A 26,411-nucleotide genomic window follows, 5' to 3' on the forward strand; every position below is an offset into this window, starting at 1 on the left:
CACCGGCGCATTCTCTTCATGACCACGAGCCCCACCCTTCCCCGCAGACCCCGTTGGCGCAGCCTCGCCCTGCTGTTCCTGTGCCTGGCGCCACTGTTGTGGCCGCTGGAACACCTGGCCGAGCGCTACTACCGCAACGAACTGGTCAGCCAGAATCGCCAGACCCTTGACCTCTACGTCGCCAACCTGCTGGGCACCCTGCACCGTTATGAGGTCCTGCCGCAGATCCTCGGCGACCTGCCGGCCCTGCGTAACGCCCTGGCAGAGCCGGAGCAAAGCCTGCGGCTGAGCAATGCCAACAGCCTGCTGGAGAGCATCTGCGCCCAGACCGGGGCCGAAGTGATGTACCTGATGGACACCAATGGCAAGACCCTGGCGGCCTCCAACTGGGACAAGCACGACAGTTTCGTCAACCGCAACTTCGCCTTCCGCCCCTACTTCACCGAAGCCATGGCCGGGCGCCTGGGGCGCTTCTTCGGCCTCGGTACCACCTCGGGCAAGCGCGGCTACTTCTTTGCCGCGGCCGTGCATGATGGGCAAAAGATCATCGGCGTGCTGGTGGTCAAGGTCGATCTGGACCGCACCGAAAGCCTCTGGGGCAGGACCCCGGAACAGTTGATGATGACCGACCACAACGGCGTGGTCATTCTCACTTCGAACGCGCAATGGCGCTTCCGTTCGACCCGCGTGCTCAGCGACCAGGAGCGCGACGCGATCACCGCCGTGCAACCCTATCCGACCCGCAATCCCCAGCCCCTGTACCTCAATCCCGACGCCTGGCTGACGCAGACGCAGCAGATCGAGGAAACCGGCTGGAACGTCAGCATCCTCGCGCCCCGGACCCTGGTCGATCGCCCGGTGCGGACCGTCGTCGCGGTCGGCGGCGCGACCCTGCTGGTGCTGATGCTGCTGCTCGGCCTGATGATGCAACGGCGCCGCCATTACCTGGAGCGGATCGCCTTTGAGGCCAAGGCCCGGCGCGAGCTGGAAATGCGCGTCGCCGAGCGGACCAGTGACCTGGAGGGCCTCAACCGGCGCCTCAAGCAGGAAGTGCTGGAGCGCGAACACGCCCAGCAGGGGCTGGTGCGCGCCCAGGATGACCTGGTCCAGGCCGGTAAGCTCTCGGCCCTGGGCACCATGTCAGCGAGCATCAGCCACGAACTCAACCAACCGCTGGCGGCGATCCGCAGCTACGCGGAAAACGCCGAAGTGCTGCTCGACCACCAACGCACCGACGACGCCCGTGGCAACCTCAAGCTGATCAGCGAACTGACCGGGCGCATGGCCTCAATCATCGCCCATCTGCGCGCCTTCGCCCGCCGCGACCGGCATGCCCCGGAAAGCGTGGCCCTGCAACCGGCCCTGGACGATGCCCTGGCCCTGCTGGCCAAACGTCGGCGCGCCATGGAAGTCGAACTGATCCGCGACCTGCCGGCGGCGACCCTATGGGTCCAGGCCGGCGAAACCCGTTTGCGCCAGGTGCTCGGCAACCTGCTGGCGAACGCCCTCGACGCCCTGACCGAAAAAGGCCCGCCACGTAAGCTCTGGCTGAGTGCGCAATCCTCCGAACAGGGCGTCAGCCTGACGATTCGCGACAATGGCCCGGGCTTCTGCCTGGAAGCCCTGGACCGCGCCGGCGAGCCGTTCTACACCACCAAGACGCGGACCCAAGGCCTGGGCCTGGGCCTGGCGATCTGCGATTCGCTGATGCGCGCCTTCGGCGGCGAGCTGCTGTTCGCCAACCACCGTGAAGGCGGTGCCTTGATCACCCTGCGGATGCGCGCTGGCGCACCGGGGGTCAGCTTGCAACCACCCGAGGACTCGAGTGTATGAAAATCGACCACCAGATCCAGGTGGTACTGATCGACGACGATCCCCACTTGCGCCAGGCCCTGAGCCAGACCCTGGACCTGGCCGGCCTGAAGATCCTGCCGCTGGCCGAGGCCCAGGGCCTGGCCGCGCAGATCGAGCGTGACTGGCCGGGCGTGATTGTCAGCGACATCCGCATGCCGGGCATGGATGGCCTGGACCTGCTCAAGGAACTGCATGCCCAGGACCCGGAACTGCCGGTGCTGCTGATCACCGGTCACGGTGACGTGCCTCTGGCCGTGCAGGCCATGCGCGCCGGCGCCTATGACTTCCTCGAGAAACCCTTCGCCAGTGACGCGCTGCTCGACAGCGTGCGCCGGGCCCTGTCCCTGCGCCGCCTGGTGCTGGACAACCGCAGCCTGCGCCTGGCCCTGAGCGATCGCCAGGAACTCAGTGCGCGACTGGTCGGGCATTCGCCGCTGATGCGGCGCCTGCGCGAACAGATCGGCGCCCTGGCGGCAACCCGTGCCGATGTGTTGATCCTCGGTGAGACCGGTGCCGGCAAGGAAGTCGTGGCGCGGGCGCTGCACGACCTGTCGAACCGCCGCAACGGTCCCTTTGTGGCGATCAATGCCGGGGCCTTGGCCGAGTCGGTGGTGGAAAGCGAACTGTTCGGCCATGAGCCGGGGGCCTTTACCGGGGCGCAGAAACGCCGGATCGGCAAGTTCGAGTTCGCCAACGGCGGCACCCTGTTCCTCGACGAAATCGAAAGCATGAGCCTGGATGTTCAGGTCAAGCTGCTGCGGCTGTTGCAGGAGCGGGTGGTCGAACGCCTCGGTGGCAACCAGCAGATCCCGCTGGATATCCGCGTCATCGCCGCCACCAAGGAAGACCTGCGCCAGGCGGCCGACCAAGGGCGCTTCCGTGCCGACCTGTATTACCGCCTGAACGTCGCGCCGCTGCGGATTCCGCCGCTGCGCGAACGCGGTGAAGATGCCCTGATGCTGTTCCAGCACTTTGCCGACGAAGCCAGCACGCGCCATGGCCTGCCGCCCCATACCCTGCAACCGGCGCAACGCGGCCTGTTGTTGCGGCATGCCTGGCCAGGCAATGTCCGCGAGCTGCAAAATGCCGCGGAGCGCTTCGCCCTCGGCCTGGAGCTGGCTCTGGACAACAACCCCGAGCATCTCGATACGAGCATTGCCGGGCACCCGGGCAGCAGCTTGAGCGAGCAAGTGGAACACTTCGAGAAATCCCTGATCGCCGCTGAACTGGCGCGCTCCCACGGCTCGCTGCGCAGCCTGGCCGAAGCCCTGGGTATTCCGCGCAAGACCCTGCACGACAAGCTGCGCAAACACGGTTTGAGCTTCGATAGCGTCGGCAGTGCCGCCAGCGACGAACTCGAATGAATCACCGCCAAGAGGTCAGTGCATGAACCGCGACAGCCGTTACCTGGAATCCGTCCTCCATCACGACATTCCGCTTACCCGTGACATGAGACTGAAGGTCCTCGACTGGCAGACCGGGCAGTTGCGTTTGCACCTGCCGCTGGCACCCAACGTCAACCACAAGAGCACCATGTTCGGCGGCAGCCTCTATTGCGGTGCGGTGCTGGCCGGCTGGGGCTGGTTGCACCTGAGTCTGCGCGAGGCTGGCATCGTGGATGGGCATATCGTGATCCAGGAGGGGCAGATCGGTTATCCGTTGCCGGTGACCGGGGATGCCCAGGCGATCTGCGATGCGCCGCAGGAGAAGGTCTGGAAGAAATTCCTCGCGACCTACCAGCGTTATGGCCGGGCGCGGTTGACCCTTGAGACGCGGGTGGTGAATGAAGGTAGCGAGGACACGGCAGTGCACTTCAGCGGGCAGTACGTACTGCACCGCTGACAGGAAGAACGGGGCAGCCCCGTTGACCTTGCGACGCCTGCCCCACCGCCTTCGCGGGCAAGCTCCGCTCCCACATTGGATTTTGCGTCGTACACGAAGGATCGCACGACTCAGAACCTGTGGGAGCGGAGCTTGCCCGCGAAGAGGCCCTAAAGGCCACCAAAAAATCTCTAAGGTGTTCGCAACAAGTCCGGCAGTTGTGCGCGCCACGGCGCATTGGCCGGCAGCGCCAGGAAAAACGGATTGAGCAACGATTCGCGCGGCGGATAGCTGAAGCGCTCGCCACCCAGTTCCAACACCTCGCCACCCGCGCCTTCCAGCACACCCTGGGCCGCCGCCGTATCCCACTGCGAGGTCGGCGCCAGGCGCGGATAGAAGTCCGCCGCGCCTTCAGCCAACAGGCAGAACTTCAGCGAACTGCCAATATTCGCCAACGCCAGCTCACCAAGGCGGCTACTCAGCCCCGCCAACAGTTTCTCCTGCTCCGGGCTCGAATGCCGACGACTGGCGACAACGGTAAACGCTTCGCCCGCCGCCGGCACGTCACGGACCCGGATCGGCCACGGCGCCGCGGCGGCGTCCGCACGCCAGGCGCCCAAGCCGGCGCCGCCGAAATAACAGCGGCCATTGGTCGGCATCGACACCACGCCGAACACCACCCGGCCCTGCTCGATCAAGGCAATGTTCACGGTGAATTCTTCACTACCGGAGATAAATTCCTTGGTCCCATCCAGCGGGTCCACCAGCCACCAACGCTGCCAGCCGGCGCGCACCGCCTGGGCAATATCGGCGTCCTCTTCGGACAACACCGGGATGCTCGGGTCCAGCGCCGTCAAGCCATCGAGAATCAGGTGATGGGCGGCGATATCGGCGGCGGTCACCGGCGAGGCATCGGCCTTGTCCATGACCTGCACATTGGCCCGCCAGAACGGCAGGATAACCTCGCCGGCGCGGCGCGCCAGGTCGATCACCGGGGCCAGGTACGGGTGCGGCAGATTGGAAAAAAACTCACTCACGATTGAAAGACTCCACGCTGGGTCAACAGGTCTCGTACCAGATACAACGCCGCCAGGGCACGCCCCTCGCTGAACTGCGGGTTCTGCACCAGGGCGGACAATTCACGCAGGTTGACGCGCTCGACGCGCATCGGCTCCGGCTCATCGCCTTCCAGGCGCTCTTCATACAGGTCAGTGGCCAGGACCACCTGGATCTTCTGGCTCATATAGCCGGGCGACAGGGACAGCTCGGTCAGGTGTTCCAGCTGCCGCGCGCCATAGCCCGCTTCTTCCTTGAGCTCACGCTCGGCCGCCGCCAGCACGTCTTCACCGGGTTCGATCAGGCCCTTGGGCAAGGACAGCTCGTACTCGTCGGTACCGCCGCAGTACTCCTCCACCAGCAAGGCCTGCTCGGCATCGATCATCGCCACGATCATCACCGCCCCATAACCGGCGCCCCGGCCGACCAGACGCTCATAGGTCCGCTCAACACCATTGGAAAAGCGCAGTTGCACTTCTTCAACACGGAACAAACGGCTACTGGCGACAATCTCGCGGGCGAGGACGGTGGGTTTCTGGCGCATGGGGCGGCTCCTGGGCGTGAACGGGTTACTATACCGTGGCTTTTCCGATTGTCTGTGTCGGATATCTTTTTACCGTTCGAGAAGTTTCCCATGCCCTCATTGCCCTGGCGCGACATCGACACCGTTCTGCTGGATATGGACGGCACCCTGCTGGACCTGCACTACGATAATCACTTCTGGATGGAGCACCTGCCCCAGCGCTATGCCGAGCTGCATGGCGTCAGCCGGGAGCTGGCCGAACAGGAACTGACGCCGTTGTTCAAGGACCATGCCGGCCAGTTGAAGTGGTACTGCCTGGACTTCTGGAGTGCCGAGCTTAAGCTGCCGGTGCGTGAGTTGAAGCTGGAGACGGCGCATCTGATCGCCCTGCGCCCGGGTGCCGATACCTTTCTCGCGGCCATCCGTCAGGCCGGCAAGCGGGTCATCCTGATTACCAACGCCCACCGCGATTCCTTGTCATTGAAGCTGGAGCGGATCGAGCTGGCGCCGTATTTCGAACGGCTGATCAGTTCCCATGACTACGGCTTCGCCAAGGAAGCCCCGCAGTTCTGGGACGCCTTGCAGGCCGATATCGGCTTCGACCCGGCGCGCAGCCTGTTTATCGACGACACCTTGCCGATCCTGCGCAGCGCCCGGCGTTTCGGCGTGGCGCATCTGCTGGCGGTCAGCGAACCGGACAGCCACAAGGGCCCCAAGGACACCGAGGAATTCGAAGCCGCAGATGATTACCTGACCTTGATCGAAGGCCTGGAATAACGCCGTTTTCGATAATAAGACCGCCCACCCTTCGACTGCCGTTGCAACCTGTAGGAGCCGGCTTGCCGGCGATGAGGCCCTTGATGATTGCATTGCCCTCACGGCCGTAATCGCCAGCAAGCCGGCTCCCACAACGACGGTATTTCAACCCAGCCCCAGCAGGCTAACGAGGGATTTTCAACTGCTGCCCCGGAAAGATCTTGTCCGGGTCCGGCAGGGTCGCGTGGTTGGCCTCGGCGATTTCCGGCCACCTGCCGGCATCGTGCAATTCTCGCTCGGCAATCCGGCTGAGCGTATCGCCCGGCTGCACCGTATAGGTATCGAACAGCGGCGCCGCCGAGGCGAGCGGATCCTGCACAGGCGGTGCCTGGACACTGCTGTCGGGCTGCGACTTATCGTCCGATGGATTCAATATCTTCTTCAGCGAATCAAAAAGGCTCATGGCTCTTTCTCCTTGGATGTAAACGCCAAGACGCGAAAGACCTGATCGGTGACGTCCGGCAAGGTTCCGATCCACCAATCAACAAGCATAGTCCAGGCACGTTAGAATCCACGGCTGTACAGCCCGCAGAGCGACGATGGACATCAAACAGCTGAAATTCCTGATTGCCCTGGACGAGACCCGCCACTTCGGCCAGGGGGCGCCGCGCTCGGCATTGGCGGAAGCCTGTTTTGCCCTCTGCCAGCAATCATCGAACAAGGCTTGATCGACGCGCTCTATCGGCAGATCAGTACTAGCGATTAGACGCGACTCTTTGTCGCGCCTAATCTTGACACTGGATATTGCGCCGGTATTGCCCCCATGAAGCCCAAGGACCCGGTCTGCGTGCTGCCTGCCGTCTCGGCGGCCGCGCCCGCCGCCAGCCAGAGTTACCAGTACAGCGACCTCGAACGCAGCGAAACCGCTGAGACGGCGCTTGCCGAAGAAGTCGCCCTGGCGATTGCCTACAATGGCATCAACCAGGCAGTGATGCTGGTCACGCCCACCGACCTGGAAGACTTTATCGTCGGTTTCAGCATCGGCAGCGGCATCATTGCCGACGCCTCGGAAATCTACGACCTGAAACTCAGCGGCGACGGCTCGGCCCAGTACGCCCAGGTGGAAATCGCCAGTCGCGCATTCTGGAACCTCAAGCAGCAACGCCGGCAACTGGCTGGCACCAGCGGCTGCGGCCTGTGCGGCGTGGAAGCGCTGGAGCAGGCGCTGCCCGAGCTCGAAGTGCTGTCCGGCGCGCCCTTGCCGCCTGCCGCCTGGCTCGACGGCCTGCGCCAACGCATCAGCGCCTTCCAACCCCTCGGGCAATATTCCGGGGCGGTGCACGCCGCGTTGTTCATGAACGACCAGGGTGAACTGCTGCTGGGCCGTGAAGACATCGGCCGCCACAACGCTCTGGACAAACTGATCGGCGCGCTGATTCGGCAAAACATCCCGACCGCTGGCGGCCTGGCAATTGTTACCAGTCGCTGCAGTCTCGAATTGATCCAGAAAGTCCTGCGCGCCGGTATCCAGACCCTGGTCAGTCTGTCGTCGCCCACCGGACTGGCCCTGCAGTGGGCACGCCGGCACAACCTCAATCTCATCCACCTGCCGCAAAAAAATGCGCCGCGGGTCTACAGCCCTGCGATGGAGAAACCCGCGTGAGCAATCATCAACAAGCCGAGCAGACCCCCACCCCACGCTACAAACCCTACAAGGGTGCGGCCGGTGGTTGGGGCGCGCTGATCAGCGTCGCTCAGGCCTGGCTGACCAGCGACAACGCGCTGAAGAACCTGCGCATGATGCTCAAGACCAACCAGAATGGCGGCTTCGATTGCCCGGGCTGCGCCTGGGGCGACTCGCCGGAAAGCGGCATGGTCAAGTTCTGTGAAAACGGCGCCAAGGCGGTCAACTGGGAAGCGACCAAACGGCGGGTGGATGCGGCGTTCTTTGCCAAGCACAGCGTCACTTCGCTGTTCGAACAGAGCGACTACTGGCTGGAATACCAGGGCCGCCTGACCGAACCGATGAGCTACGACCCGCTCACCGACCGCTACAAGCCCATCAGTTGGGAAGCCGCCTACGCCATGGTGGCCAAGCACCTGCTGAATCTGACCAGCCCCGACCAGGCCGAGTTCTACACCTCGGGCCGCGCCAGCAACGAAGCGGCGTACCTGTATCAACTGTTCGTCCGGGCCTTCGGCACCAACAACTTCCCCGATTGCTCGAACATGTGCCACGAGGCCAGCGGTGTGGCCCTGGCCCAGAGTGTCGGGGTCGGCAAGGGCACCGTGACCTTTGACGACTTCGAACACGCCGACGCGATTTTTGTCTGGGGCCAGAACCCCGGCACCAACCACCCGCGAATGCTCGAACCCCTGCGGGAAGCGGTGAAACGCGGTGGCCAGGTGATCTGTATCAACCCACTCAAGGAGCGCGGCCTGGAACGCTTCCAGCACCCGCAGCACCCGCTGGAAATGCTCACCAACGGCGACAAGCCGACCAACACCGCCTATTTCCGCCCGGCCCTGGGCGGCGACATGGCGCTGCTGCGCGGCATGGCCAAGTTCCTGCTGCAATGGGAGCGCGATGCCCAGTCGGCGGGCGAGCCGTCGGTGTTCGACCATGACTTCCTCAACGAACACACGGTCAATGTCCTCGACTACCTGGCCGCCATCGACGACACGCCCTGGGAGCAGATCGTTGCGCAATCGGGCCTGACCCTGGTGGAAATCGAGCAAGCGGCGCGGATGTACGCCAAAGGCAAGAACGTCATCATGTGCTGGGCCATGGGCATCACCCAGCATCGGCACTCGGTAGCGACCATCCAGGAAATCGCCAACCTGATGCTGCTGCGCGGTAATGTCGGCCGCCCGGGCGCCGGCCTGTGCCCGGTGCGTGGCCACAGCAACGTACAGGGCGACCGCACCATGGGCATCAACGAGTGTCCGCCAACGGCCTTCCTCGATGCCCTGGAGCGGCGCTTCCACTTCAAGGTGCCGCGCAGCAGCGGCCATAACGTGGTCGATGCCATCCATGCCATGCTGGATGGCCGGGCCAAGGTGTTTATCGGCCTGGGCGGCAACTTCGCCCAGGCGACCCCGGACAGCCCGCGGACCTTCGAAGCCCTGCGCAACTGCGACCTGACCGTGCAGATCAGCACCAAGCTCAACCGCAGCCACCTGACCCACGGCAAGGAAGCGCTGATCCTGCCATGCCTGGGCCGCACCGATATCGATATCCAGAGCGAGGGCGCGCAAGCCGTCACCGTCGAAGACTCGTTCAGCATGGTCCACGCCTCCAACGGCCAGTTGCAGCCACAGTCGAAACAGATGCGCTCGGAGCCGGCAATCATCGCCGGCATCGCCGCCGCGACCCTGGGCGCCACCCCGGTGGACTGGCACTGGCTGGTGGCCGACTACGGGCGCATTCGCGACCTGATCGCCGACACCATTCCCGGCTTCAAGGACTTCAACCAGCGTCTGGCGCACCCGGGCGGTTTCTACCTGGGCAACGCGGCTGGCACGCGTCGCTGGCACACCCCGTCGGGCCGGGCGAACTTCCGCTCGAACAGCCTGCCGGTCGACCTGATCCACGAGCGCACCCACGCCACCGGCAAGGTACCGCATCTGATCATGCAATCGATGCGCTCCCACGATCAGTACAACACCACCATCTACGGCCTCGATGACCGCTACCGTGGGGTCAAGGGCCAACGTGACGTGTTGTTCGTCAACGAAGCGGACATCATCCGCCTGGGCTTCAAGCCGGGCCAGAAGGCCGATATCGTCTCGCTCTGGGAAGACGGCCGCGAGCGCCGGGTCAAGGGCTTCACCCTGCTGGCATTCGATATCCCCGCCGGGCAGGCCGCCGCCTACTACCCGGAAGTGAACCCGCTGGTGCCGCTGGAAAGTGTCGGCGACGACAGCCACACCCCGACCTCCAAGTTCATCGCCATTGTCTTGGAGCAGGCCAGCGAAACAGGGCTGATCATGGCCAAGGCGGGCTGATCGACGAATGCCAGGACGCTGCAATAGCGTCCTGGCAAGCGCAGAACCTCAGGTAGATGCAACGAGCCGAGGCTTTCCAGGAAATCTCAGACAAGTAAAAGGGATCTTTCTGCATCCACCTTTTGCACCTGTTGGTGAATGATTCGAGGATTGTTAAAGCGCAAAAGCCGGAGGTAACTCGTGCTGATGCAATCGGTCGAGTCTCTTCTTGCTGAACTTCTCCTACTTGATGAACACCCGCGCATCGAAGCCAAACGTGCCGGGCGAGTGGGTAGTTCAATCATGCAAACCATCTGCGCGTTCGCCAACGAACCTGGCTTGGGCGGCGGGTATCTACTGCCGTGCGTGTGGACTACGTACGAATCCAGGGCGTGCAGTGGGTACAGGACCCGGCGCAACGTTTTGCGACCACCCTGGACTTCCGCGAACCATTGATCCGGCTGATCGCGCGACTGGAGGCCACGATTCTTGATGATATGCCCCGACACTTTCGTTTGCGTGAGGGAGAAACACAACGCTCCGATCAACCTCTGCTACCTCAGAAAGTGATTCGCGAGGCCGTTGTGAATGCACTCATGCACAGGGACTATCAGGTCAACCAACCGACACTCGTGGTGCGTTACAGCAACCGACTGGAAATCCGTGGACTTGCCCCTACCAGACCGGACACCAACTCCCCGTTAAATTGATGCCGCTGCCAAACGCCTAAATTCTCTCGGCGACCTATTATCAACTTGCCGAATTGCCAGTGCTTGCGCTTTTCGACACACAGCTGGCCACCTCGGTAGGCGCACCCGGCACCACTAAAGTCTCGAATACGAGTGACCTCAACCCAAATACGAGTGACCTCAGCTCAAATACGAGTGAGTTGCCACCCGCACTACTGGTCGCCATCAAGGCGCTCTCTACCAAAGCGCGCAAGGAAAAGCTGTGGCCGTTAATCCTCTGGCTTTGCTCGATCCGTCCACACAGCGCTGAACAACTGGCCAGCCAATTACACAGGCAGGTGGTGCCGCTGAAGACTGGGCATATCAACCCTCTGCGCGACAAAGAAGGTTTTCTGGAGTACCTGCATCCCGAAGTGGTCAATCACCCGCAACAGGCCTATCGAACAACCGAGGCCGGCCGCCTATGGCTTGCACAGCAAGACATAGCGCCTAGCCCCTCGCCTCGACGGAATAGCTAGCCATACCGGGCTGATCATGGCCAAGGCGAGCTGAACGACACCCCGCGAAACGTTCTATAACCAGGGCTTCGGATCGCCATCCGAACCATAGCAAAAGGCCATTCGACAAACCGCTGGCCCTTTACTAGAGTCTGCGGGCGGTGCTTCTCATCCACTCATGCGAATGCGATGTCCGGCACCCGCCCAGGGATCCTGCCCGCCGGTCGGGCAACATCCTCTTTAGCACGGATTGCGGAGAGCATTTATGTCGATCACGCCCGGTCATACCACGCATTACCACGGCGACACCCCTTCCTCCCCCAGCAAAGACAATCGCATCGTCAGCGCCGCGATCCACCCCGCCATCGGCGTGGCGCGGGTCGGCAACAGCGAATCGGAATACTTTGTCGGCCCCCTGGTCACCTCTCCGCGCCCCGAACCCCTGGGGTTCTACCGCGATGCCCAGGGTGCGCTGAAGCGCCAGGCCGCCGAGTTCCGGCTGTACGGCTACAATCTGGCCGGAGAAGTGGTCGCTGAACTAACCGCGGAAAACGCCGATATCGTCTGGTCGGCCCATGTCGCCAACAGCAAAGCGCAGTGGTATCAGTGGCAACTGGCGATGGACATTCCCGAAGCCGCCACTGTGGTGCTGCCCCTGCGCAATGCAAAAATCACCGACCCCAAGGCCCGCTCGGCCCTGACCATCGACGGCGGCCTGCAAAGCATCAGCGGGCCGAACCACAGCGGCGTCGAATTCAACGGAGACTACGAGGGGACCCCGGTCAACCTCGGCGAACTGCGCACCGATGCCCAGGGCCGACTGCTGTTCCTCGGTGGCCGCGGGATCTCGGCATCGCCCAAAGGCACACCGATCTTCAACCCGGCCGACGGCAACAGCTTCATCAACGCCGACGGCTGGTTCGATGACACCGCCGATGGCCCGGTCAGCGCCCAGGTCAGCATCGGCGGACGCTCGATCCCGGTGGAGTCGGCCTGGGTCGTCACCGCGCCGCCGAACTACGCACCGCAGGTCAAGGCCGTGCGCACGCTGTACGACCTGACCTACGACCTGTTTATCCAGGCCGGCTGGCTGACACCGAATACCTCAGTGTCGTTCCGCCATGACGTCTACCCGATCCTGCAACGGCTGTCGGGCCTGCAATGGGTCAACCAGGGTTTCGCCACCCAGTTCGGTCACAACGGCCGCTACAACTTCGAGGACCCGGTCTTTATCGCCCAACTGGCGAGCAAGCCGGCGCCGGGCAACTATGACCTGTTCGCCGAAACCCGCCGGCAGATTCTCAACAGCTTCCGCCTGCCCGATCCGACCGATGGCAATGTGTTGCCCTGGCCGTGGATCTACGGCGATGCCATGAGCTCGGTGCCTAACCCGAGCCCACGGCAGAATTCGGCGATTACCCAGACCCAGTACCTGACCCTCAGCAGTTGGGCGGCCGGCACCTTTGAATCCGACTGGACCAGCGAGCCGCTGCCAGGTCACCTCGACTCGGTCCCCATGGCCGAGCAGCCGGCAATGCTCGACCGCGCGGCCTTGGACTTCTGCCTGGCCGATGCCTTCCACCCTGGCTGCGAACTGACCTGGCCGATGCGCCACCTGCCGCTGTACGCCAAGCCCTGGCGTATTCGCCAACGTCCGGCGAACAGCTCGCAACCCGACTACGGACCGACCCTGGACCAGCCCCAGGCGCTGGCCGTCGGCGGGCCACTGTACGGACAAGCGCCCGGCGACCTGAGCCGCTGGATGGGTCTGCCCTGGCAGGCCGACACGGCGTATTGCCGCGGCGGCTACGACCAGGCTTACAACCCGTTCACTTCGACCTTCTGGCCGGCCCGCGTACCCAATCAAGTCCTCAGCGATGCCGATTACGAGCTGGTCATCGACCCCTCGGTGGCGCCGGAGCAACGTCGCGATGCCTTTGCCGAGCGCAGCAACTGGAACGCACCGCTGGACATCAACTATCCGAAAAAGACCCCGACCGCCGTGCAGATGCAGACCATGGTCGATATCTTCGGCTCCATGGGCCTGCTGGAAGTGCGCCAGGGTGTACCCGGCAACCCGCAGTACCCGGACAGCATGATGGTCGCCAGCTATGGCCCGGCCATTCCCCAGGCTCAAACCTTTGCCAGTCCACAGTTGGCCGCTGATTTTGCCGCGGCGGGCAGTCCGCCGAGCGCGGGCCCACGCCCACCCAAAGGCGCCAACTTCAGCAGCCCGGAAGAAGCGTTGCAGGCACCTCACGCCGTCAAACCCGGAAACCGTCCGGTCTAGATGGAGTCCTACGACGTCGCCATCATCGGTGGCGGCCCGGCCGGCTCGGCGACCGCCATTACCCTGGGTCGCCTGGGCTGGCGAGTGCTGCTGGCCGACTCGGCGCCCGTCGGACGCTTTCGGGTGGGCGAAGGTTTTCCGCCTTCGGCACGCTCGCTGCTCAGTGACCTGGGGGTGCTCGACGGCTTTCTCGGCGCCGGGCATCGCACCAGCTACGGCAATGTCTCCGTGTGGGGCTCGAACGAGCCGCAGACAGACGACTTCATTTTTCACACCCACGGCCAGGGCTATCAACTGGACCGTGCCGCTTTCGACAGCCAACTGCGCACGGCGGCGCGACAGGTCGGGGTCTCGGTTCACGCCTCCACGCGATTGAGCCAGACGGCCGCTGAAGACGGTTTCCACCTGTTACTGTCCCGCGACGGCCACGAACAGCTGGCCCACAGCCGCTGGCTGATCGACGCTGGCGGCCGCCCGGCCGTGTTTGCACGCCAGCAGGGTGCGCAGCGCCTGACGGATGATCGGCTGGTGGCGTTCTACCTGTTGCTGCACAGCCCACAAGGCACCGACCAGGACGGTCGAACCCTGGTCGAGGCGGTCGAGCACGGCTGGTGGTACAGCGTGCTGCTGCCGTCGGGGGAACGCTTGGTGTCCTACCTCAGCGATCTCGACCTGCTGGATCGCCAACAACTGCTGAACAGCGAAGGTCTCTGGCGGCAGCTGGCGCAGACGCGCCTGCTGTGGGGATTGTGCCAAGCGCACGGTTACCGCCCCGGCACCTCGGTCCATGGCATGGACGCCAGCAGCGGGCGGCTTTCGCTGTTCCATGGCGCACGCTGGGCGGCTGTCGGCGATGCGGCCCTGTCCTTCGATCCGCTGTCCTCGCAAGGCATCGCCACCGCCCTTTACTGCGGCCAACACTGTGCCCAGGCGGTACATGCCGCGCTACAAGGCGACGTGCAGGCATTACCAGGCTATGCCGATCTGCTGGCACGGATCTATGCCGCTTACCTGGACAACCGGCAGCAGTTCTATGGGATGGAAAAACGCTGGGGGGAATCGATTTTCTGGAGCCGCCGCTAGGCCCGGAAAAACGCTTTCAGCAGCGCGGGTGCGCAAAACAGCTGGGTTCAAGCGACGTACGACCGCCTTAAATCAACTAAGTTCCCCAATAAAAACAGCAAGTTATGATTTTGTATACAACCCGTGTTATTCGTCGGATTTCCATTGTAACTATTCGTACATAAGCCTCAGGATCGCGCCGTCATCCCTTGGAGGCTCTTCTCACATGAAGTTCTCGTCGATTCTTTTGTTGTCTCTGAGCCTGGCCAGTGGCTTCGCCTCAGCCGGTGGTACCGCCGAAGCCGGTATCGGTGGCGCATTGGGCGGGGTACTCGGTTCGGCCGTCGGTCAGTCGCTGGGCGGCAACACCGGCTCGACCATCGGTGCCGCCCTCGGCGGCGCGGGCGGCAGCGCGGTCGGCGCGAATAGACACAGCCGTGGCGAAGCCGCCATCGGTGGCGCCCTGGGCGCAGCCGGCGGCAACGTCGTCGGGCGCAACATGGGCGGTACCAACGGTGCCCTGCTCGGCGCGGCGGCTGGCGGTGGCGCGGGCGGCGCGCTGGGCAACTACATGGGTAACTCCAGTGATGGCGGCGGCCGCCATTACCGTGGCGACCGCCGGGAATATCGCGAACATCGCGGCCACGGTTATGGCCATCACAAGCATCGTCGGCATTGGGAAGACTGACCGTACGTCGCAAGGGACGACGGCGTTGTAAGGAAGTCACCTAAGCCGTCGTTCGAAACGAGTTACAAAGCATTACATCTTTTCTGTTACCTGACCTTAAGCCTAATTCCTAGACGCCGCCAATTAGAGCCCTTGTACCACTCCCCCAGCAGGCAGCGTAATTGTTGAATGAGGGTTCAAATACCTAGCGGGGCAGTCAATTTCAAAACCCGTGTACACCCCCAAAAAACGGGCCTGCTACCCTTCGGATTAAGGGTTATCCCGATATTGATATCAATATGCTACCGATATGATCCGCCGACCTTGAGCTATGCAATGGAAGCAGGAGATGCGGATCTATCTTGGAGTCGGGTCAGGTATCGGGTTAAGTACTGCCGGGTTGTTCTTCAATCAGTCCCTTCTCACTGAAGCAGGTCTGGTCATTGTCACGGTGGCCCCCCTCGCCCCGCGTGCCACACAGCGTTCGATCGTTGCACCAGTCCCGCCCCTTGCGCCAGTGCCCGATAGCAACGAGAGCGACCTCGCGCACCGGCTCGAACTGCTGTTGGGATGACCACGCCATGTTCTCGCTGACACCCGCCAAGGACGATACCCTCGCGCAACTGCACGTGACCGGCGACTTGACCCTGTATGAGGTCAGCAGGGCACGCGACCAACTGCTCAGCCTACTACCGCTGCCGGCGGGCCCCTGGCAACTGGACCTGGGCGACCTGAACCAACTGGACAGCGCCGGTGCGCAACTGCTCCTGGCGATCCAACGGGCGCTGTCGTCCATCGACCAGCCGACCACCGTGTCGCGGGTCTCGCCCAGGGTGCATGAACTGCTGTCCCTGCTGAACCTGGAATCGCTGTACCCCGCCGCCCCGAACGAGGACTGATCGATGCTCAGTGGCGAACAATGGAATCTGCTCCTGCCGGGCTTTCTCAGTGTGCTGGGCGCCAACGAAGCGCACCAGGCGCCGTTGCCCGCCACGCTGTTCGAATCCCAGGGCCGCTGAGATGTCCAGCGAGCTCACACAGCCCCCCCTCAACGACAGCGAATTCCGCCGCTTGCAAAAGCTTATGGCCGACGCCTCGGGTATCGTCCTGGCGCCGAACAAAAAGCCGCTGGTGGCCGGGCGCCTGATGACGCGCCTGCGCCATTACCGGCTCGACAGCTACGCCGACTACCTGCACCTGCTCGACCAGCAGATGAACCTCAAGGAGCAGCGGCTGGTGGTGGATCTGCTGACCACCCAAGAAACCTATTTCTTCCGTGAGCATCCGCACTTCGACTATCTCGGCGAGTGGCTGGCCGGTCGGAAAGGTCCGCTGAAACTCTGGAGCGCGGCCTGTTCTTCCGGCGAAGAACCCTACAGCCTGGCCATGGTCGCCCAGGAGCATATGCGCAGCGGCGATTGGTCGGTCCTCGCCAGCGACCTAAGCCTGTGCATGCTGGAGAAGGCCCGCGACGCTAGCTACGACATGGCCCAGGCCAAGTACTTTCCCCAAGGCTGGCTACACCGCCATTGCCTCAGCGGCGAGATGAACGCGCGCTTCCAGGTCCAGGCCGCGCTGCGCGAACGGGTCAGCCTACGGGAGATCAACCTCGTCCAGCCGCTGCCCGATGACCTGGGGTTGTTCGACGTGATCTTCCTGCGCAATGTCCTGATTTATTTCAACAACGACGAAAAACGGCGCACCGTGCAACGCCTGGTCAATCAATTGCGTCCCGGCGGGCTGCTGTTCATCGGTCATGCGGAAAGCATCCATGGCTTCGACCTGCCCGTGCGGCTGCTCAACCCCGCGGTCTACGAACGCCTATGAAGCCGCCGCTGTGTCTGCGCCCCAGCGACGACTTCTTCGCTCGGCACAAAGGCCGTGTGACCATCCGGCTCGGCAGTTATCACCTGACGGCCTGGAGATTGTCGTTGTTCAACACATGCTGGAAAGGTACTCGACGGCCCGCCGGTCAACCGGCACAAGCCTTCGGTGGACGTGTTGTGGCGTTCAGTGGCCAGACACAAGGCATCCGGCCCTTGAACCCGACATAAACCATCGCAGCCCGCCCAGGCGGCTGCGCCCTTCCCTTTGCGTCATTGGGCTTGAGCTTATGCTTTGTCGAATACTGCTTGCCGACGATTACCCGCTGTTTCGCGCGGGTATGAAGGCACTGCTGGAAAAACAACAAGAGTACGAAATTGTCGGCGAAGCGGGCGATGGCCAGGCGGCGATCGAACTGGCCTCGCGGCTCAAGCCGGACATCGTGTTGTTGGACATGTCCATGGAGCGAATGAACAGCGTGGCGGCGCTCAAGGAGCTGTCGCTGCGCGCGCCACGCAGCAAGGTGCTGATGCTGTCGATGCACACCGACAGCCACTTCGTGATGAAGTGCCTGCAACTGGGGGCCCACGGCTATCTGCTGAAAAACGCCACGGTGCTGGAGCTGGAGCTGGCGCTCAAGGCCTTGCGCCACGGCGGCCAGTACCTGTCCTCGGCCGTGGTGCCGCTGGTGGTCGACCAGGCCGTACGCCAGGCCCATAGCCAGCCGATCCGCGCCAACCAGGTCGCGCTGACGGCGCGGCAACTGGAAATCCTCAGGCTGATCGCCCGGGGCGAGACCACCCGCTCCATCGCGGTCGGGCTCGGCCTGAGCGTCAAGACCGTGGAGGCGCACCGCTCGCAGATCATGCACCGGCTGCGGATTCACGATATTGCCGGGCTGGTGCTGTTCGCGGTGCGCGAAGGGATCATTCAGCTCAACGACTGAAGCGCCTCGCGCAAGGCCGCGGGGATGCTCACCGGCTGGTTCGTCGCGCGTTCGACGAACACGTGGACAAAGCGCCCGGCCGCGCTGGCATCATCCTCACCGGCCTTGAACACCGCCAGTTCGTATTGCACCGAACTGTTGCCCAGCTTGCCGACCCGCAGGCCGATTTCGATGCGCTCGGGGAAGGCGATCGAGGCGAAATAGTCGCAGGCCGAACTGACCACGAAACCAACGACTTCGCCGTCATGGATATCCAGGCCACCCTGTTCGATCAGGTAGGTGTTCACCGCCGTGTCGAAAAAACTGTAGTAGGTGACATTGTTCACATGGCCGTAGACATCGTTGTCGTGCCAACGCGTGATGATCGGCTGGAAGTGGCGGTAGTCGGCGCGTTGCGGCAGGCGGTCGGTCATGGCGGGCTCTTGGGTCATGGCTGCAGGTGCTCGCTGAGAAAGCGCAAGTAGTGTTCGCGATAGGCCGGGATTTCATTGGCCAGGTGGTGCCGGGCGTCGGGCAGCATCAACACCTCGGGGCGGTCGAACTTGCCTCGCAGCACCGTGAGGTTATGCCGCCAGTCGACGGTCATGTCGGCCTCGCCTTGCACGATCAGTGGTCGGCGCGGGCTTTTCGCCGCGGACTCGATACCGGGGATCCAGCGGGCCAGGGCACCAACCCAGGCGGTCGGCAGGCGCTGCGGTTGCAAGGGATCGGCCTGGAGGAACGGCATGAACGCCGGGTCGTTGGTGTTCTCGCTGAAACGTCGGGCAATGCCTTTGACGAAAGGCTTGAGCAGGTAATAACTGAACTTCGACCAGCCCCAGGCCCGTGGCCGTATCAGCGGCGAGAGCAGGATCACCTGGCCCTGGGCCGGGCTGCCGCTGCCGTGTTTGAGCAGGTGGTCGATGATAATCGCACCGCCAGTGCTCTGGCCGAACAGGTGCCAGGGTTGCGGCAGGTCGAGGGCGCGAGCCTCGCTGAACAGGTCTTGCAAGGCCTGCTGATACCGGGCGAAGTCGTCGATGCTGGCCCGTTCGCCGCTGGACAGGCCGTGACCCGGCAAGTCGCAGGCAAGCACCGCGAAGCCCTGGTCCAGCGCCCAGTCCACAACATGGCGGAACAGGCCCATGTGATCGTAGAAACCGTGGAACAGGAACAACGTCGCCACGGGTTTGGCCGGCAGCCAGAGCTGACTCACCAGCTCGAAAGCGCCGCTGCTGAAGCGGCCCAAGCGACTGACGACAGGTGGACTGCGCTGGGGCAGGTCGAGGCCATAGAAGCGCTGATAGGCCCGTGCCTCTTCCGACAACGGCTGCGCCGCGGCCAAGGGTCGCAGGCTGGAACGCAGGGAATCGGCGGCAAAGGTGGCGGACATAGGCTTTCCAGGTAAAAGGCACGGCAACGCCAACGGCGTTTTACAGACCTGCGATATTCATCTGTCAGGGCAGGCATGGCAAGCTACGCGACCTTCGAGGACCGAATCACCATGCCCCAGATGCGTCACAAGACATTATTCGCCGGCCTGCTCGCCGTGGTTTGCGCGACGGCGCTAGGGTTCGCCTATGACTGGTTCCAGGGCCGTTATATCCGCGCCTTCAGCGAGCAGACCGCGCTGTTCGCCGGCGACAGCCTGAGCCTGCCAGCGGAACTGGCCGGGCCGGGACCGATCCGCCTGGTGCACTTCTGGGACCCGGCCTGCCCCTGCAATGTCGGCAACCAACAGCACCTGGGGGAGTTGATCGAGCGGTTCGCGCCGCTGGGCGTACAGTTCTACTCGGTGCAAAAGCCCGGGACTCACGGCCAGTTGCCGGCCACCTTGAGTGCGATCAAGGCGCTGCCTGGCTTGCCAGGGGCCGAGCAGCTGACGGTCAGCCCGGCGGTGGCGATCTGGGACCGCGCCGGCAAGCTGGCTTACTTTGGCCCCTATAGCCAGGGCGCCACCTGCAATTCCAGCAACAGCTTTATCGAACCGATCCTTCAAGCGTTGAGTGACGGGCGCGCGGTGAATGCCACCCACAACATGGCGGTGGGCTGTTATTGCCCGTGGCCGCCGCCCGAACACGATCGGTAGGAACCGGCTTACTGGCGATGAGGCCCTTGCGCCTTGCACCGTCTGTGGGAGCGGAGCTTGCCCGCGAAGAGGACCGTGAGACCGCTAAAAGCTTCGCGGGCAAGCTCCGCTCCCACATTAGTCATGCGTTCTGCGCCAAAAAATCGCAGCCCCCTATGGCGAACCAGACTTTTTACAGTAATCGCCCATTCGGCCGATGCACCCCCATACGCTCCTGTGCTAAACCTCCCCGGCCCAGTCCCGGTAGCCACAAGGATTCATGCATGAAACGCAGCCTGACCGTTCTCGCCGTCCTGATCGTCGCCATTGCCGGGGGTGGCCTTTGGTACGTCCAGAGCAAGCAGCCGATGCGCCAGGGCCAGGTCACGCTGCAGAACCTGCAAGGGCCGGTCACGGTGCGCTACGACGACCGTGGCGTGCCGCATATCCGTGCCGAAAACGAAGCCGACCTGTACCGCGCCCTGGGTTACGTGCAGGCCCAGGACCGGCTGTTCCAGATGGAAATCATGCGTCGCCTGGCCCGTGGCGAGCTGGCCGAGGTGCTCGGGCCCAAGCTGGTGGACACCGACAAACTGTTCCGCGGCCTGCGTATCCGCGAGCGGGCCGACCAGTACGTCACCGAGCTCGACAAGCAGTCCCCCAGTTGGAAGGCCCTGCAAGCCTACCTGGACGGCATCAACCAGTATCAGGCGAGCCACGCCAAACCCGTGGAGTTCGACCTCCTGGGCATCGACAGGCGGCCGTTCACCGCCGCAGACACCATCAGCATCGCCGGCTACCTGGCCTACAGCTTCGCCGCCGCCTTCCGCACCGAGCCGCTGCTGACCTATGTGCGCGACAAGCTCGGCGCCGACTACCTGAAAGTCTTCGACCTGCAATGGCGTCCCCAGGGCGCATTCGGCCCCCCGACGCCCCTGGCCGATGCCGACTGGAAGGGCCTCGGCGCCCTGGCCCGATTGAGCGACCAGGCCCTGGAGCACGCCGGCCTGCCGCAGTTCGAAGGCAGCAATGCCTGGGCGGTGTCCGGCAGCCGGACCAAGAGTGGCAAGCCGCTGCTGGCGGGCGATCCGCATATCCATTTCTCGACGCCTTCGGTCTGGTATGAGGCGCACCTCTCGGCGCCGAACTACGAGCTGTATGGCTATCACCAGGCGCTGGTGCCATTCGCGTTCCTGGGTAACAACCAGGCGTTCGGCTGGAGCCTGACCATGTTCCAGAACGACGACCTCGATCTGATCGCCGAGCAGACCAACCCGGACAACCCCAACCAGGTCTGGTACCACGGCCAGTGGGTCGAGATGACCAGCAGCCAACAGCAGATCGCCGTCAAGGGCGAGGCACCGGTCACCGTCACCCTGCGCCGCTCGCCCCACGGCCCGATCGTCAATGACGCCCTGGGCAGCAATGGCGCAACCAAGCCAGTGGCGATGTGGTGGGCCTTTCTCGAGACCCCGGACCCGATCCTCGACGCCTTCTACGAGCTCAACCGCGCCGACACCCTGGAGAAAGCCCGCACGGCCTCGTCGAAGATCCAGGCCCCGGGTCTCAACGTGGTCTGGGCCAATGCCAAGGGCGATATCGGCTGGTGGGCAGCGGCGCTGCTGCCCAAGCGCCAGCCCGGGGTCAACCCGGCCTTTATCCTCGACGGTAGCACCACCGATGCCGACAAGGACGGCTACTACCCGTTCAGCGCCAACCCCCAGGAAGAGAACCCGGCGCGCGGCTATATCGTCTCGGCCAACGCCCAGCCGGTATCACCCACCGGCATGGAGATTCCCGGTTACTACAACCTGCCCGATCGCGGCCAGCAACTGAACCGGCAACTGAGCGACAGCAGCGTGCGCTGGAGCCTGGAAAACAGCCAGAAACTGCAACTGGGCACGACCACCGACTACGGCCCACGCCTGCTCAAGCCGCTGCTGCCGGTGCTGCGCGAAGTGGTGAAAGACCCGGCTGAGCTGAAGCTGGTGGAGCAGTTGGCGCAGTGGAAGGGTGACTACCCGATGAGTTCCAGCAGCGCCACGCTGTTCAATCAGTTCCTCTATGACCTGACCTATAGCGCGATGCACGACAAGCTGGGCGATGACTATTTCAATGCGTTGCTGAACACCCGCGTGATCGACGCCGCCCTGCCGCGCCTGGCGGCCGACGAGCATTCGCCGTGGTGGGGCAAGGGCCGCGCCGAGACGGTGAAAGCCGCCTGGCAAGCGAGCATCGCCCACCTCAAGGGGCTCTATGGCAATGATCCGACCGGCTGGGTCTGGGGCCAGGCCCATACCCTGACCCATGAGCATCCGTTGGGCCGGCAGAAGCCACTGGACCGGTTGTTCAATGTCGGACCGTTCGATGCACCGGGCAGCCATGAAGTGCCGAACAACCTGTCGGCGAAGATCGGCCCGGCGCCCTGGGCGGTGAGCAACGGGCCTTCGACCCGCCGTCTCATCGACTTCGCCGACCCGGAGCACAGCCTGACCATCAACCCGGTAGGGCAAAGCGGCGTGTTGTTCGACAAGTATTACGACGACCAGGCCGAGACCTATATCGAAGGCGGGTATGAGCAGGTGCGGTTGGATGAGGTGGAAGTGTCGGCCAATACCCGCAGTGTCCTGAAGCTGCTGCCGGCCCGGTAAAACCACTGCATTCAACGCGGTCATTGTGGGAGCCGGCTTGCCGGCGATGGCGGTCGTTCAGGCGATGCAAGGCTCACGGGCCCCATCGCCGGCAAGCCGGCTCCTACAAGGGATATGTGCTCTAGCCCTTCGCCCGGCGAAGGCGCCCGGGCGCCTCGCCATAGATCGCCTTGAATTTCTTGCTGAAGGCCGCCTGGGACTGATATCCAACCTGGACGGCGATATCGCTCAGGCCCAGGTGCGAATGGCTTAGCAAACCATACGCCAGCTCCATCCGCACCCGTGTCAGCAGCACCCAGGGCGACGCCCCGGCCACCGCGGCGAACGCGCGCATGAAGGTCGCCCGCGACATGTTCGCCAACGCCGCCAGGGCCTCGATGGTCCATTCATGGGCGGGCTCGTCGAGCATCGCCTGCCAGGCCCGGCTCAGACGTTTGTCGGCCAGTAACGCCAGGGTTCCGCTGGCGGGCGCCTGCTGTTGCAGATAGGCCCGCAGGATCAACGTGAACAACGCCGACGACAGCGCATCCACCAGAAATCGCGCCCCAGCCTGATCGCCATCGGCCTCCACCCGCAGCAGACTGACCAGCGCCGCCAACTGACCGTTGGCCTGCAGCTCGCGACTGGAAATCAGCAAATACTCCGGCAGCGCGCTGAACAACATCGACTCGCGCTGATAATGAAAACGACCACAGAGAATATCCAGCTCCGCCTCTTCGCCGCCGAGCCGATGCAGCGGCAGCAAGGCGCCCCGGCTAATGCGCGTCGCCATTGGCGCCACCCGCTGCCCCTGACTGCGCAACAGGTGACTGCCGCCACCGGGCAGCACCAGGATATCGCCGGCGCGCAGGCGCAAGGAGCAGCCGTCCGGCAACTCCGCCAGGCAATCGCCGGACAGCACCAGGTGATAAGGCGCTACCCCGACGCTCTCCTGCGCATGCTCCATGGCCCAGTCGCCCTGCAACTGGCAACGCAGGTCGAGGCAGCCGCGGACCCCGGCAAGGCTGATGAGTTTATCGATCGAATTCATTTGCGCATTTCGGACAAAACCTTGAGTGCATTGAACAAAAGTGGCTACACCTGACAGAGGAGACTGAGCTCGCTGCCAAGCCACTCTACCCTTACCCTTTCAGGAGTTACCATCATGTTTCTCAATTGGTCCGAACTGTTGCCCACCCTCAAGAATGCCTTTGGCGCCTTGGGCAAATCCAATCCGAAGATGGTCCAGGCGTACATGAAGCTGGGGGAAGCCGCGGCGGAAAACAATGTGCTGGATGCCAAGACCCGTGAGCTGATTTCCATCGCCGTGGCGATTACCACCCGTTGTGACGGTTGCATCGGTGCGCATACCGACGCCGCGATCAAGGCCGGGGCGACGCGCGAAGAAGTTGCCGCCGCCCTGGCCACGGCGATTTCGCTGAATGCCGGTGCCGCCTACATCTACTCGCTGCATGTGCTGGAGGCTTACGACAGCCTGAAGTCCTGAGGCTGTTGATTTGCGCAACGGCGACTGGCCTCTTCGCGGGCAAGCTCCGCTCCCACAAGTTTTGTGCCGTGCATAGAAAATAGGTACGACTCGAACCCCCTGTGGGAGCGGAGCTTGCCCGCGAAGGCTTACTTGCAGGCGGCACGTGGCTCAAAGCAACCCCGCAAAATGCCGTCGAAACTGTTGCGGCGTCACACCCAGCCGTCGCTGGAACACACTGCGCATATGATGCGCATCACGAAAACCACACTCGTAGGCCACAGTCTTCAACGGCCCCCCGCCGCTTTCCAGCATCACCCGCGCCGCATCCACCCGCGCCCGCTCGACAAACTCCGCCGGCGTCACCTGGGTCTCGCGGGCAAATACCCGGGAGAAGTTCCGCGCACTCATATTCGCCGCCCGCGCCAACTCGGCAATGCTCAAGTCCCCGGTCAGGTGCGCCAACACATACGCCTGCACCTGGGCCACGGGCGACGAGGCCTCGGCATGGGGCGCCAGGTACGGACTGAACTGCGACTGCCCACCGGAACGCTGGGTGAACACCACCAGCCGCTTGGCGACCTTCAACGCCACCTGCGCACCGTGATCCCGTGACAGCAGGTACAACGACAAATCGATCCCCGCCGTCACCCCCGCCGAGGTGAACAGCCGGTCGTCCTGCACATACAAGCGATCGGCCTCGACCCGCGTCCCTGGGCACAACGCCGCCAGTGCTGGCGAATCACTCCAGTGGGTGGTCACCGTGCGCCCATCGAGCAATCCAGCCCGGGCCAGCATGAAGGCGCCGTTGCAGATCGAACCGAAGCACCCGGCACGGGCGCAGGCCCCACGCAGCCAGGCATGGAAGGCATCGCCGAAATCCAGCCCGGGCAAACTCGGGCCGCCGGCGCACAACAGCAAGTCGTAACGCTGCTCGGCCTCGCTGAAATGCCGATGCGCCTGGATCGCCAGGCCATTGGAACAAGCCAGCCAGCCACGCTCGACGCCGATCACTTCCAGCCGGTACCGGGCGTCGGGGGGCAGGAAGCTGTTGGCTTCGGCAAAGACGTCCATGGGTCCGCTGATATCCAGGGCCTGGACGCCGGGGAACACCACAACGGCTAGGGTTCGGGTCATGGAGCGGGCCTCGTTGCCAATCGACAAGGTTGAACGCGATCCCTTGTAGGAGCCGGCTTGCCGGCGATGGCGGTCGAATGATCGCCGCCGGACTCAAGGGCCTCATCGCCGGCAAGCCGGCTCCAATTACAGGGGGACGCGGTGTTTTCAGGATTGCGGTTCCAGGACCGGCCCGCATGAGGCGTCGGCCTTACGGTAACGCAAGCCTCCAGTCGATGCGACAGCCGCCTCTATCACGCGCACGCGCTGGCACGGAACCCACCCCGAATGGCTGGATTCGTCACCTTGTATCGATTGTTGCCACCCACCCCCGACGCCAGACTGAACCCATCGGCGCCATTCGCGCGCTCCTGAGGAAGTCTCGACATGAGCAACAACATTGCCGGCATCAAGATCCCCGACAGCGCCCTGGCCAAGGCCACCACCGAATATATCCGCGACGTGGAAAGCGATCTGCTCTATCACCACTCGCGCCGGGTCTTCCTGTTCGGTGCCCTGAGCGGCGAGCGCAAGCAACTGGCCTACGATCCGGAGTTGCTGTACGTCGGCGCAATGTTCCACGACCTCGGCCTGGTGGAAGGTCACCGCAGCGATGACGAACGTTTCGAAGTCGACGGTGCCAATGCGGCCAAGGTATTCATGAAGCCTTATGGGCTGTCGGATGACGATATCGAGCAGGTCTGGCTGTCGATTGCCCTGCACACCACGCCGGGAGTACCGCAACATCTGCGGCCGACGGTAGCGCTGGTCACGGCCGGGGTGGAAATGGATGTGTTGGGGATGGACTACGCGGCGTTTCCAAGCGCCCAGCGCGAAGCGGTGGTACATGCGCATCCACGCGGGGAAGGGTTCAAGGAGTGCATCATCTGCGCGTTCGCCGAGGGGCTGCGCCATCGGCCGTTGACGACGTTTGGCAACGTGAAGACCGATGTGCTGAAGGACAAGGATGCGACGTTCAAGCCGATGAATTTTGTCGAGGTGATTCGGCGTTCGCCTTGGGCTGAATAAAAGCATGGGGGCAAGGCGGAACCAATAGGATCGTGGCCAGCACATGGAACTGTAGGCGATCTTGAGGGCCTCTTCGCGGGCAAGCTCCGCTCCCACAAGGGGGGGTTGAGTCGTACCTGATTTTTGTGTAC

The 26,411-nt window shown here is 63.5% G+C and carries 25 protein-coding genes and 1 pseudogene; 19 read left to right on the plus strand and 7 right to left on the minus strand.

All coding sequences use genetic code 11. The features are described 5' to 3' along the window. The first annotated feature begins 18 nt into the window (after nucleotides 1–18). Genes AC07VG_RS27290 through AC07VG_RS27300 form a run of 3 tightly spaced genes read left to right on the plus strand, consistent with a single transcriptional unit; the run spans nucleotide 19 to nucleotide 3,696 of the window. A complete protein-coding gene (locus AC07VG_RS27290; protein ID WP_495022228.1) occupies nucleotides 19–1,833 on the plus strand; it encodes a sensor histidine kinase in 1,815 nt (604 codons plus the stop codon). Next, nucleotides 1,830–3,218 (plus strand): sigma-54-dependent transcriptional regulator, encoded by a 1,389-nt coding sequence (locus AC07VG_RS27295; RefSeq protein ID WP_495003754.1) that lies wholly within the window; start codon nucleotides 1,830–1,832, stop codon nucleotides 3,216–3,218. Before AC07VG_RS27290 ends, AC07VG_RS27295 begins: the two co-directional genes overlap by 4 nt. 22 nt (nucleotides 3,219–3,240) lie before the next feature. Further along, nucleotides 3,241–3,696, plus strand: a complete 456-nt coding sequence (locus AC07VG_RS27300) for a YiiD C-terminal domain-containing protein (protein WP_495022229.1) — start codon at nucleotides 3,241–3,243, stop codon at nucleotides 3,694–3,696. Nucleotides 3,697–3,866: 170 nt separating this feature from the next. On the opposite strand, the gene cysQ is transcribed toward AC07VG_RS27300, so the two are convergent. Together cysQ and nudE are read right to left on the minus strand one after the other, a co-directional pair. Beyond that, entirely contained in the window at nucleotides 3,867–4,712 is an 846-nt protein-coding gene (gene cysQ / locus AC07VG_RS27305; protein WP_495022230.1) for a 3'(2'),5'-bisphosphate nucleotidase CysQ, read from the minus strand. Next, nucleotides 4,709–5,275 (minus strand): ADP compounds hydrolase NudE, encoded by a 567-nt coding sequence (gene nudE / locus AC07VG_RS27310; protein WP_495003757.1) that lies wholly within the window; start codon nucleotides 5,273–5,275, stop codon nucleotides 4,709–4,711. The genes cysQ and nudE overlap by 4 nt, the downstream gene beginning before the upstream one ends. A gap of 90 nt (nucleotides 5,276–5,365) precedes the next feature. On the opposite strand from nudE, the gene yrfG reads away from it, so the two are divergent. Next, a complete protein-coding gene (yrfG, locus tag AC07VG_RS27315) occupies nucleotides 5,366–6,031 on the plus strand; it encodes a GMP/IMP nucleotidase (protein WP_495022231.1) in 666 nt (221 codons plus the stop codon). Between the two features lie 163 nt (nucleotides 6,032–6,194). On the opposite strand, the gene AC07VG_RS27320 is transcribed toward yrfG, so the two are convergent. Beyond that, the gene (locus tag AC07VG_RS27320; protein WP_495003759.1) at nucleotides 6,195–6,473 is read right to left on the minus strand and encodes a LysM peptidoglycan-binding domain-containing protein; all 279 of its coding nucleotides are present in this window, start codon (nucleotides 6,471–6,473) and stop codon (nucleotides 6,195–6,197) included. Nucleotides 6,474–6,609: 136 nt separating this feature from the next. On the opposite strand from AC07VG_RS27320, the pseudogene AC07VG_RS27325 reads away from it, so the two are divergent. The 11 genes and pseudogenes from AC07VG_RS27325 to AC07VG_RS27375 all read left to right on the plus strand — a co-directional run. Next, nucleotides 6,610–6,711: pseudogene (locus AC07VG_RS27325) on the plus strand (LysR family transcriptional regulator); the annotation flags it as partial. Nucleotides 6,712–6,833: 122 nt separating this feature from the next. Further along, nucleotides 6,834–7,673: a formate dehydrogenase accessory sulfurtransferase FdhD gene (gene fdhD, locus AC07VG_RS27330; protein ID WP_495003760.1), complete on the plus strand. Its 840-nt coding sequence runs from the start codon at nucleotides 6,834–6,836 to the stop codon at nucleotides 7,671–7,673. Further along, nucleotides 7,670–10,018: an FdhF/YdeP family oxidoreductase gene (locus AC07VG_RS27335; RefSeq protein ID WP_495022232.1), complete on the plus strand. Its 2,349-nt coding sequence runs from the start codon at nucleotides 7,670–7,672 to the stop codon at nucleotides 10,016–10,018. The genes fdhD and AC07VG_RS27335 overlap by 4 nt, the downstream gene beginning before the upstream one ends. A gap of 341 nt (nucleotides 10,019–10,359) precedes the next feature. Beyond that, entirely contained in the window at nucleotides 10,360–10,707 is a 348-nt protein-coding gene (locus AC07VG_RS27340) for a hypothetical protein (RefSeq protein WP_495022233.1), read from the plus strand. A 59-nt stretch (nucleotides 10,708–10,766) separates the two neighbouring features. Beyond that, nucleotides 10,767–11,204 (plus strand): hypothetical protein, encoded by a 438-nt coding sequence (locus AC07VG_RS27345; RefSeq protein ID WP_495022234.1) that lies wholly within the window; start codon nucleotides 10,767–10,769, stop codon nucleotides 11,202–11,204. 244 nt (nucleotides 11,205–11,448) lie between these two features. Next, nucleotides 11,449–13,473: a LodA/GoxA family CTQ-dependent oxidase gene (locus AC07VG_RS27350; protein WP_495003762.1), complete on the plus strand. Its 2,025-nt coding sequence runs from the start codon at nucleotides 11,449–11,451 to the stop codon at nucleotides 13,471–13,473. Continuing rightward, on the plus strand, nucleotides 13,474–14,556 hold the full coding sequence (locus AC07VG_RS27355; protein WP_495022235.1) for an NAD(P)/FAD-dependent oxidoreductase: 1,083 nt from the start codon (nucleotides 13,474–13,476) through the stop codon (nucleotides 14,554–14,556). Nucleotides 14,557–14,761: 205 nt separating this feature from the next. Next, nucleotides 14,762–15,223 (plus strand): hypothetical protein, encoded by a 462-nt coding sequence (locus AC07VG_RS27360; protein ID WP_495003764.1) that lies wholly within the window; start codon nucleotides 14,762–14,764, stop codon nucleotides 15,221–15,223. Nucleotides 15,224–15,783: 560 nt separating this feature from the next. Next, entirely contained in the window at nucleotides 15,784–16,101 is a 318-nt protein-coding gene (locus tag AC07VG_RS27365) for an STAS domain-containing protein (RefSeq protein WP_248797993.1), read from the plus strand. 121 nt (nucleotides 16,102–16,222) lie between these two features. Beyond that, nucleotides 16,223–17,029, plus strand: a complete 807-nt coding sequence (locus AC07VG_RS27370; RefSeq protein ID WP_495003765.1) for a CheR family methyltransferase — start codon at nucleotides 16,223–16,225, stop codon at nucleotides 17,027–17,029. Between the two features lie 286 nt (nucleotides 17,030–17,315). Further along, nucleotides 17,316–17,972: a response regulator gene (locus tag AC07VG_RS27375; RefSeq protein ID WP_495003766.1), complete on the plus strand. Its 657-nt coding sequence runs from the start codon at nucleotides 17,316–17,318 to the stop codon at nucleotides 17,970–17,972. Here AC07VG_RS27375 and AC07VG_RS27380 read toward each other — a convergent pair. Together AC07VG_RS27380 and bipL are read right to left on the minus strand one after the other, a co-directional pair. After that, the gene (locus AC07VG_RS27380; protein WP_495003767.1) at nucleotides 17,957–18,385 is read right to left on the minus strand and encodes an acyl-CoA thioesterase; all 429 of its coding nucleotides are present in this window, start codon (nucleotides 18,383–18,385) and stop codon (nucleotides 17,957–17,959) included. The two genes, AC07VG_RS27375 and AC07VG_RS27380, sit on opposite strands and share 16 nt — an antisense overlap. 14 nt (nucleotides 18,386–18,399) lie before the next feature. Then, nucleotides 18,400–19,344 carry a phospholipase BipL gene (bipL, locus tag AC07VG_RS27385; RefSeq protein WP_495022236.1) on the minus strand — a complete coding sequence of 315 codons (945 nt, stop codon included), beginning with the start codon at nucleotides 19,342–19,344 and terminating at the stop codon, nucleotides 18,400–18,402. 111 nt (nucleotides 19,345–19,455) lie between these two features. Here bipL and AC07VG_RS27390 point away from each other — a divergent pair, with 111 nt between their 5' ends. Both AC07VG_RS27390 and AC07VG_RS27395 read left to right on the plus strand, forming a co-directional pair. After that, complete coding sequence (locus tag AC07VG_RS27390; RefSeq protein WP_495003769.1) at nucleotides 19,456–20,040, plus strand: DUF6436 domain-containing protein; 585 nt, start codon at nucleotides 19,456–19,458, stop codon at nucleotides 20,038–20,040. A gap of 263 nt (nucleotides 20,041–20,303) precedes the next feature. Further along, nucleotides 20,304–22,670 (plus strand): penicillin acylase family protein, encoded by a 2,367-nt coding sequence (locus AC07VG_RS27395; protein ID WP_495004861.1) that lies wholly within the window; start codon nucleotides 20,304–20,306, stop codon nucleotides 22,668–22,670. Between the two features lie 121 nt (nucleotides 22,671–22,791). Here AC07VG_RS27395 and AC07VG_RS27400 read toward each other — a convergent pair whose 3' ends face one another. Beyond that, a complete protein-coding gene (locus AC07VG_RS27400; protein WP_495004860.1) occupies nucleotides 22,792–23,700 on the minus strand; it encodes a cupin domain-containing protein in 909 nt (302 codons plus the stop codon). Nucleotides 23,701–23,814: 114 nt separating this feature from the next. Between AC07VG_RS27400 and AC07VG_RS27405 the strand changes: the two genes are divergently transcribed. After that, nucleotides 23,815–24,156, plus strand: coding sequence for a carboxymuconolactone decarboxylase family protein (locus AC07VG_RS27405; RefSeq protein ID WP_495004859.1), 342 nt, complete (start codon nucleotides 23,815–23,817; stop codon nucleotides 24,154–24,156). A gap of 150 nt (nucleotides 24,157–24,306) precedes the next feature. Here AC07VG_RS27405 and AC07VG_RS27410 read toward each other — a convergent pair whose 3' ends face one another. Next, nucleotides 24,307–25,272 (minus strand): GlxA family transcriptional regulator, encoded by a 966-nt coding sequence (locus AC07VG_RS27410; RefSeq protein WP_495022237.1) that lies wholly within the window; start codon nucleotides 25,270–25,272, stop codon nucleotides 24,307–24,309. Nucleotides 25,273–25,638: 366 nt separating this feature from the next. Between AC07VG_RS27410 and AC07VG_RS27415 the strand changes: the two genes are divergently transcribed. Beyond that, nucleotides 25,639–26,280, plus strand: a complete 642-nt coding sequence (locus AC07VG_RS27415) for an HD domain-containing protein (RefSeq protein WP_495004857.1) — start codon at nucleotides 25,639–25,641, stop codon at nucleotides 26,278–26,280. The last annotated feature ends 131 nt before the right edge of the window (nucleotides 26,281–26,411 follow it).

This window comes from Pseudomonas sp. GW821-FHT03C07 (assembly GCF_059420925.1).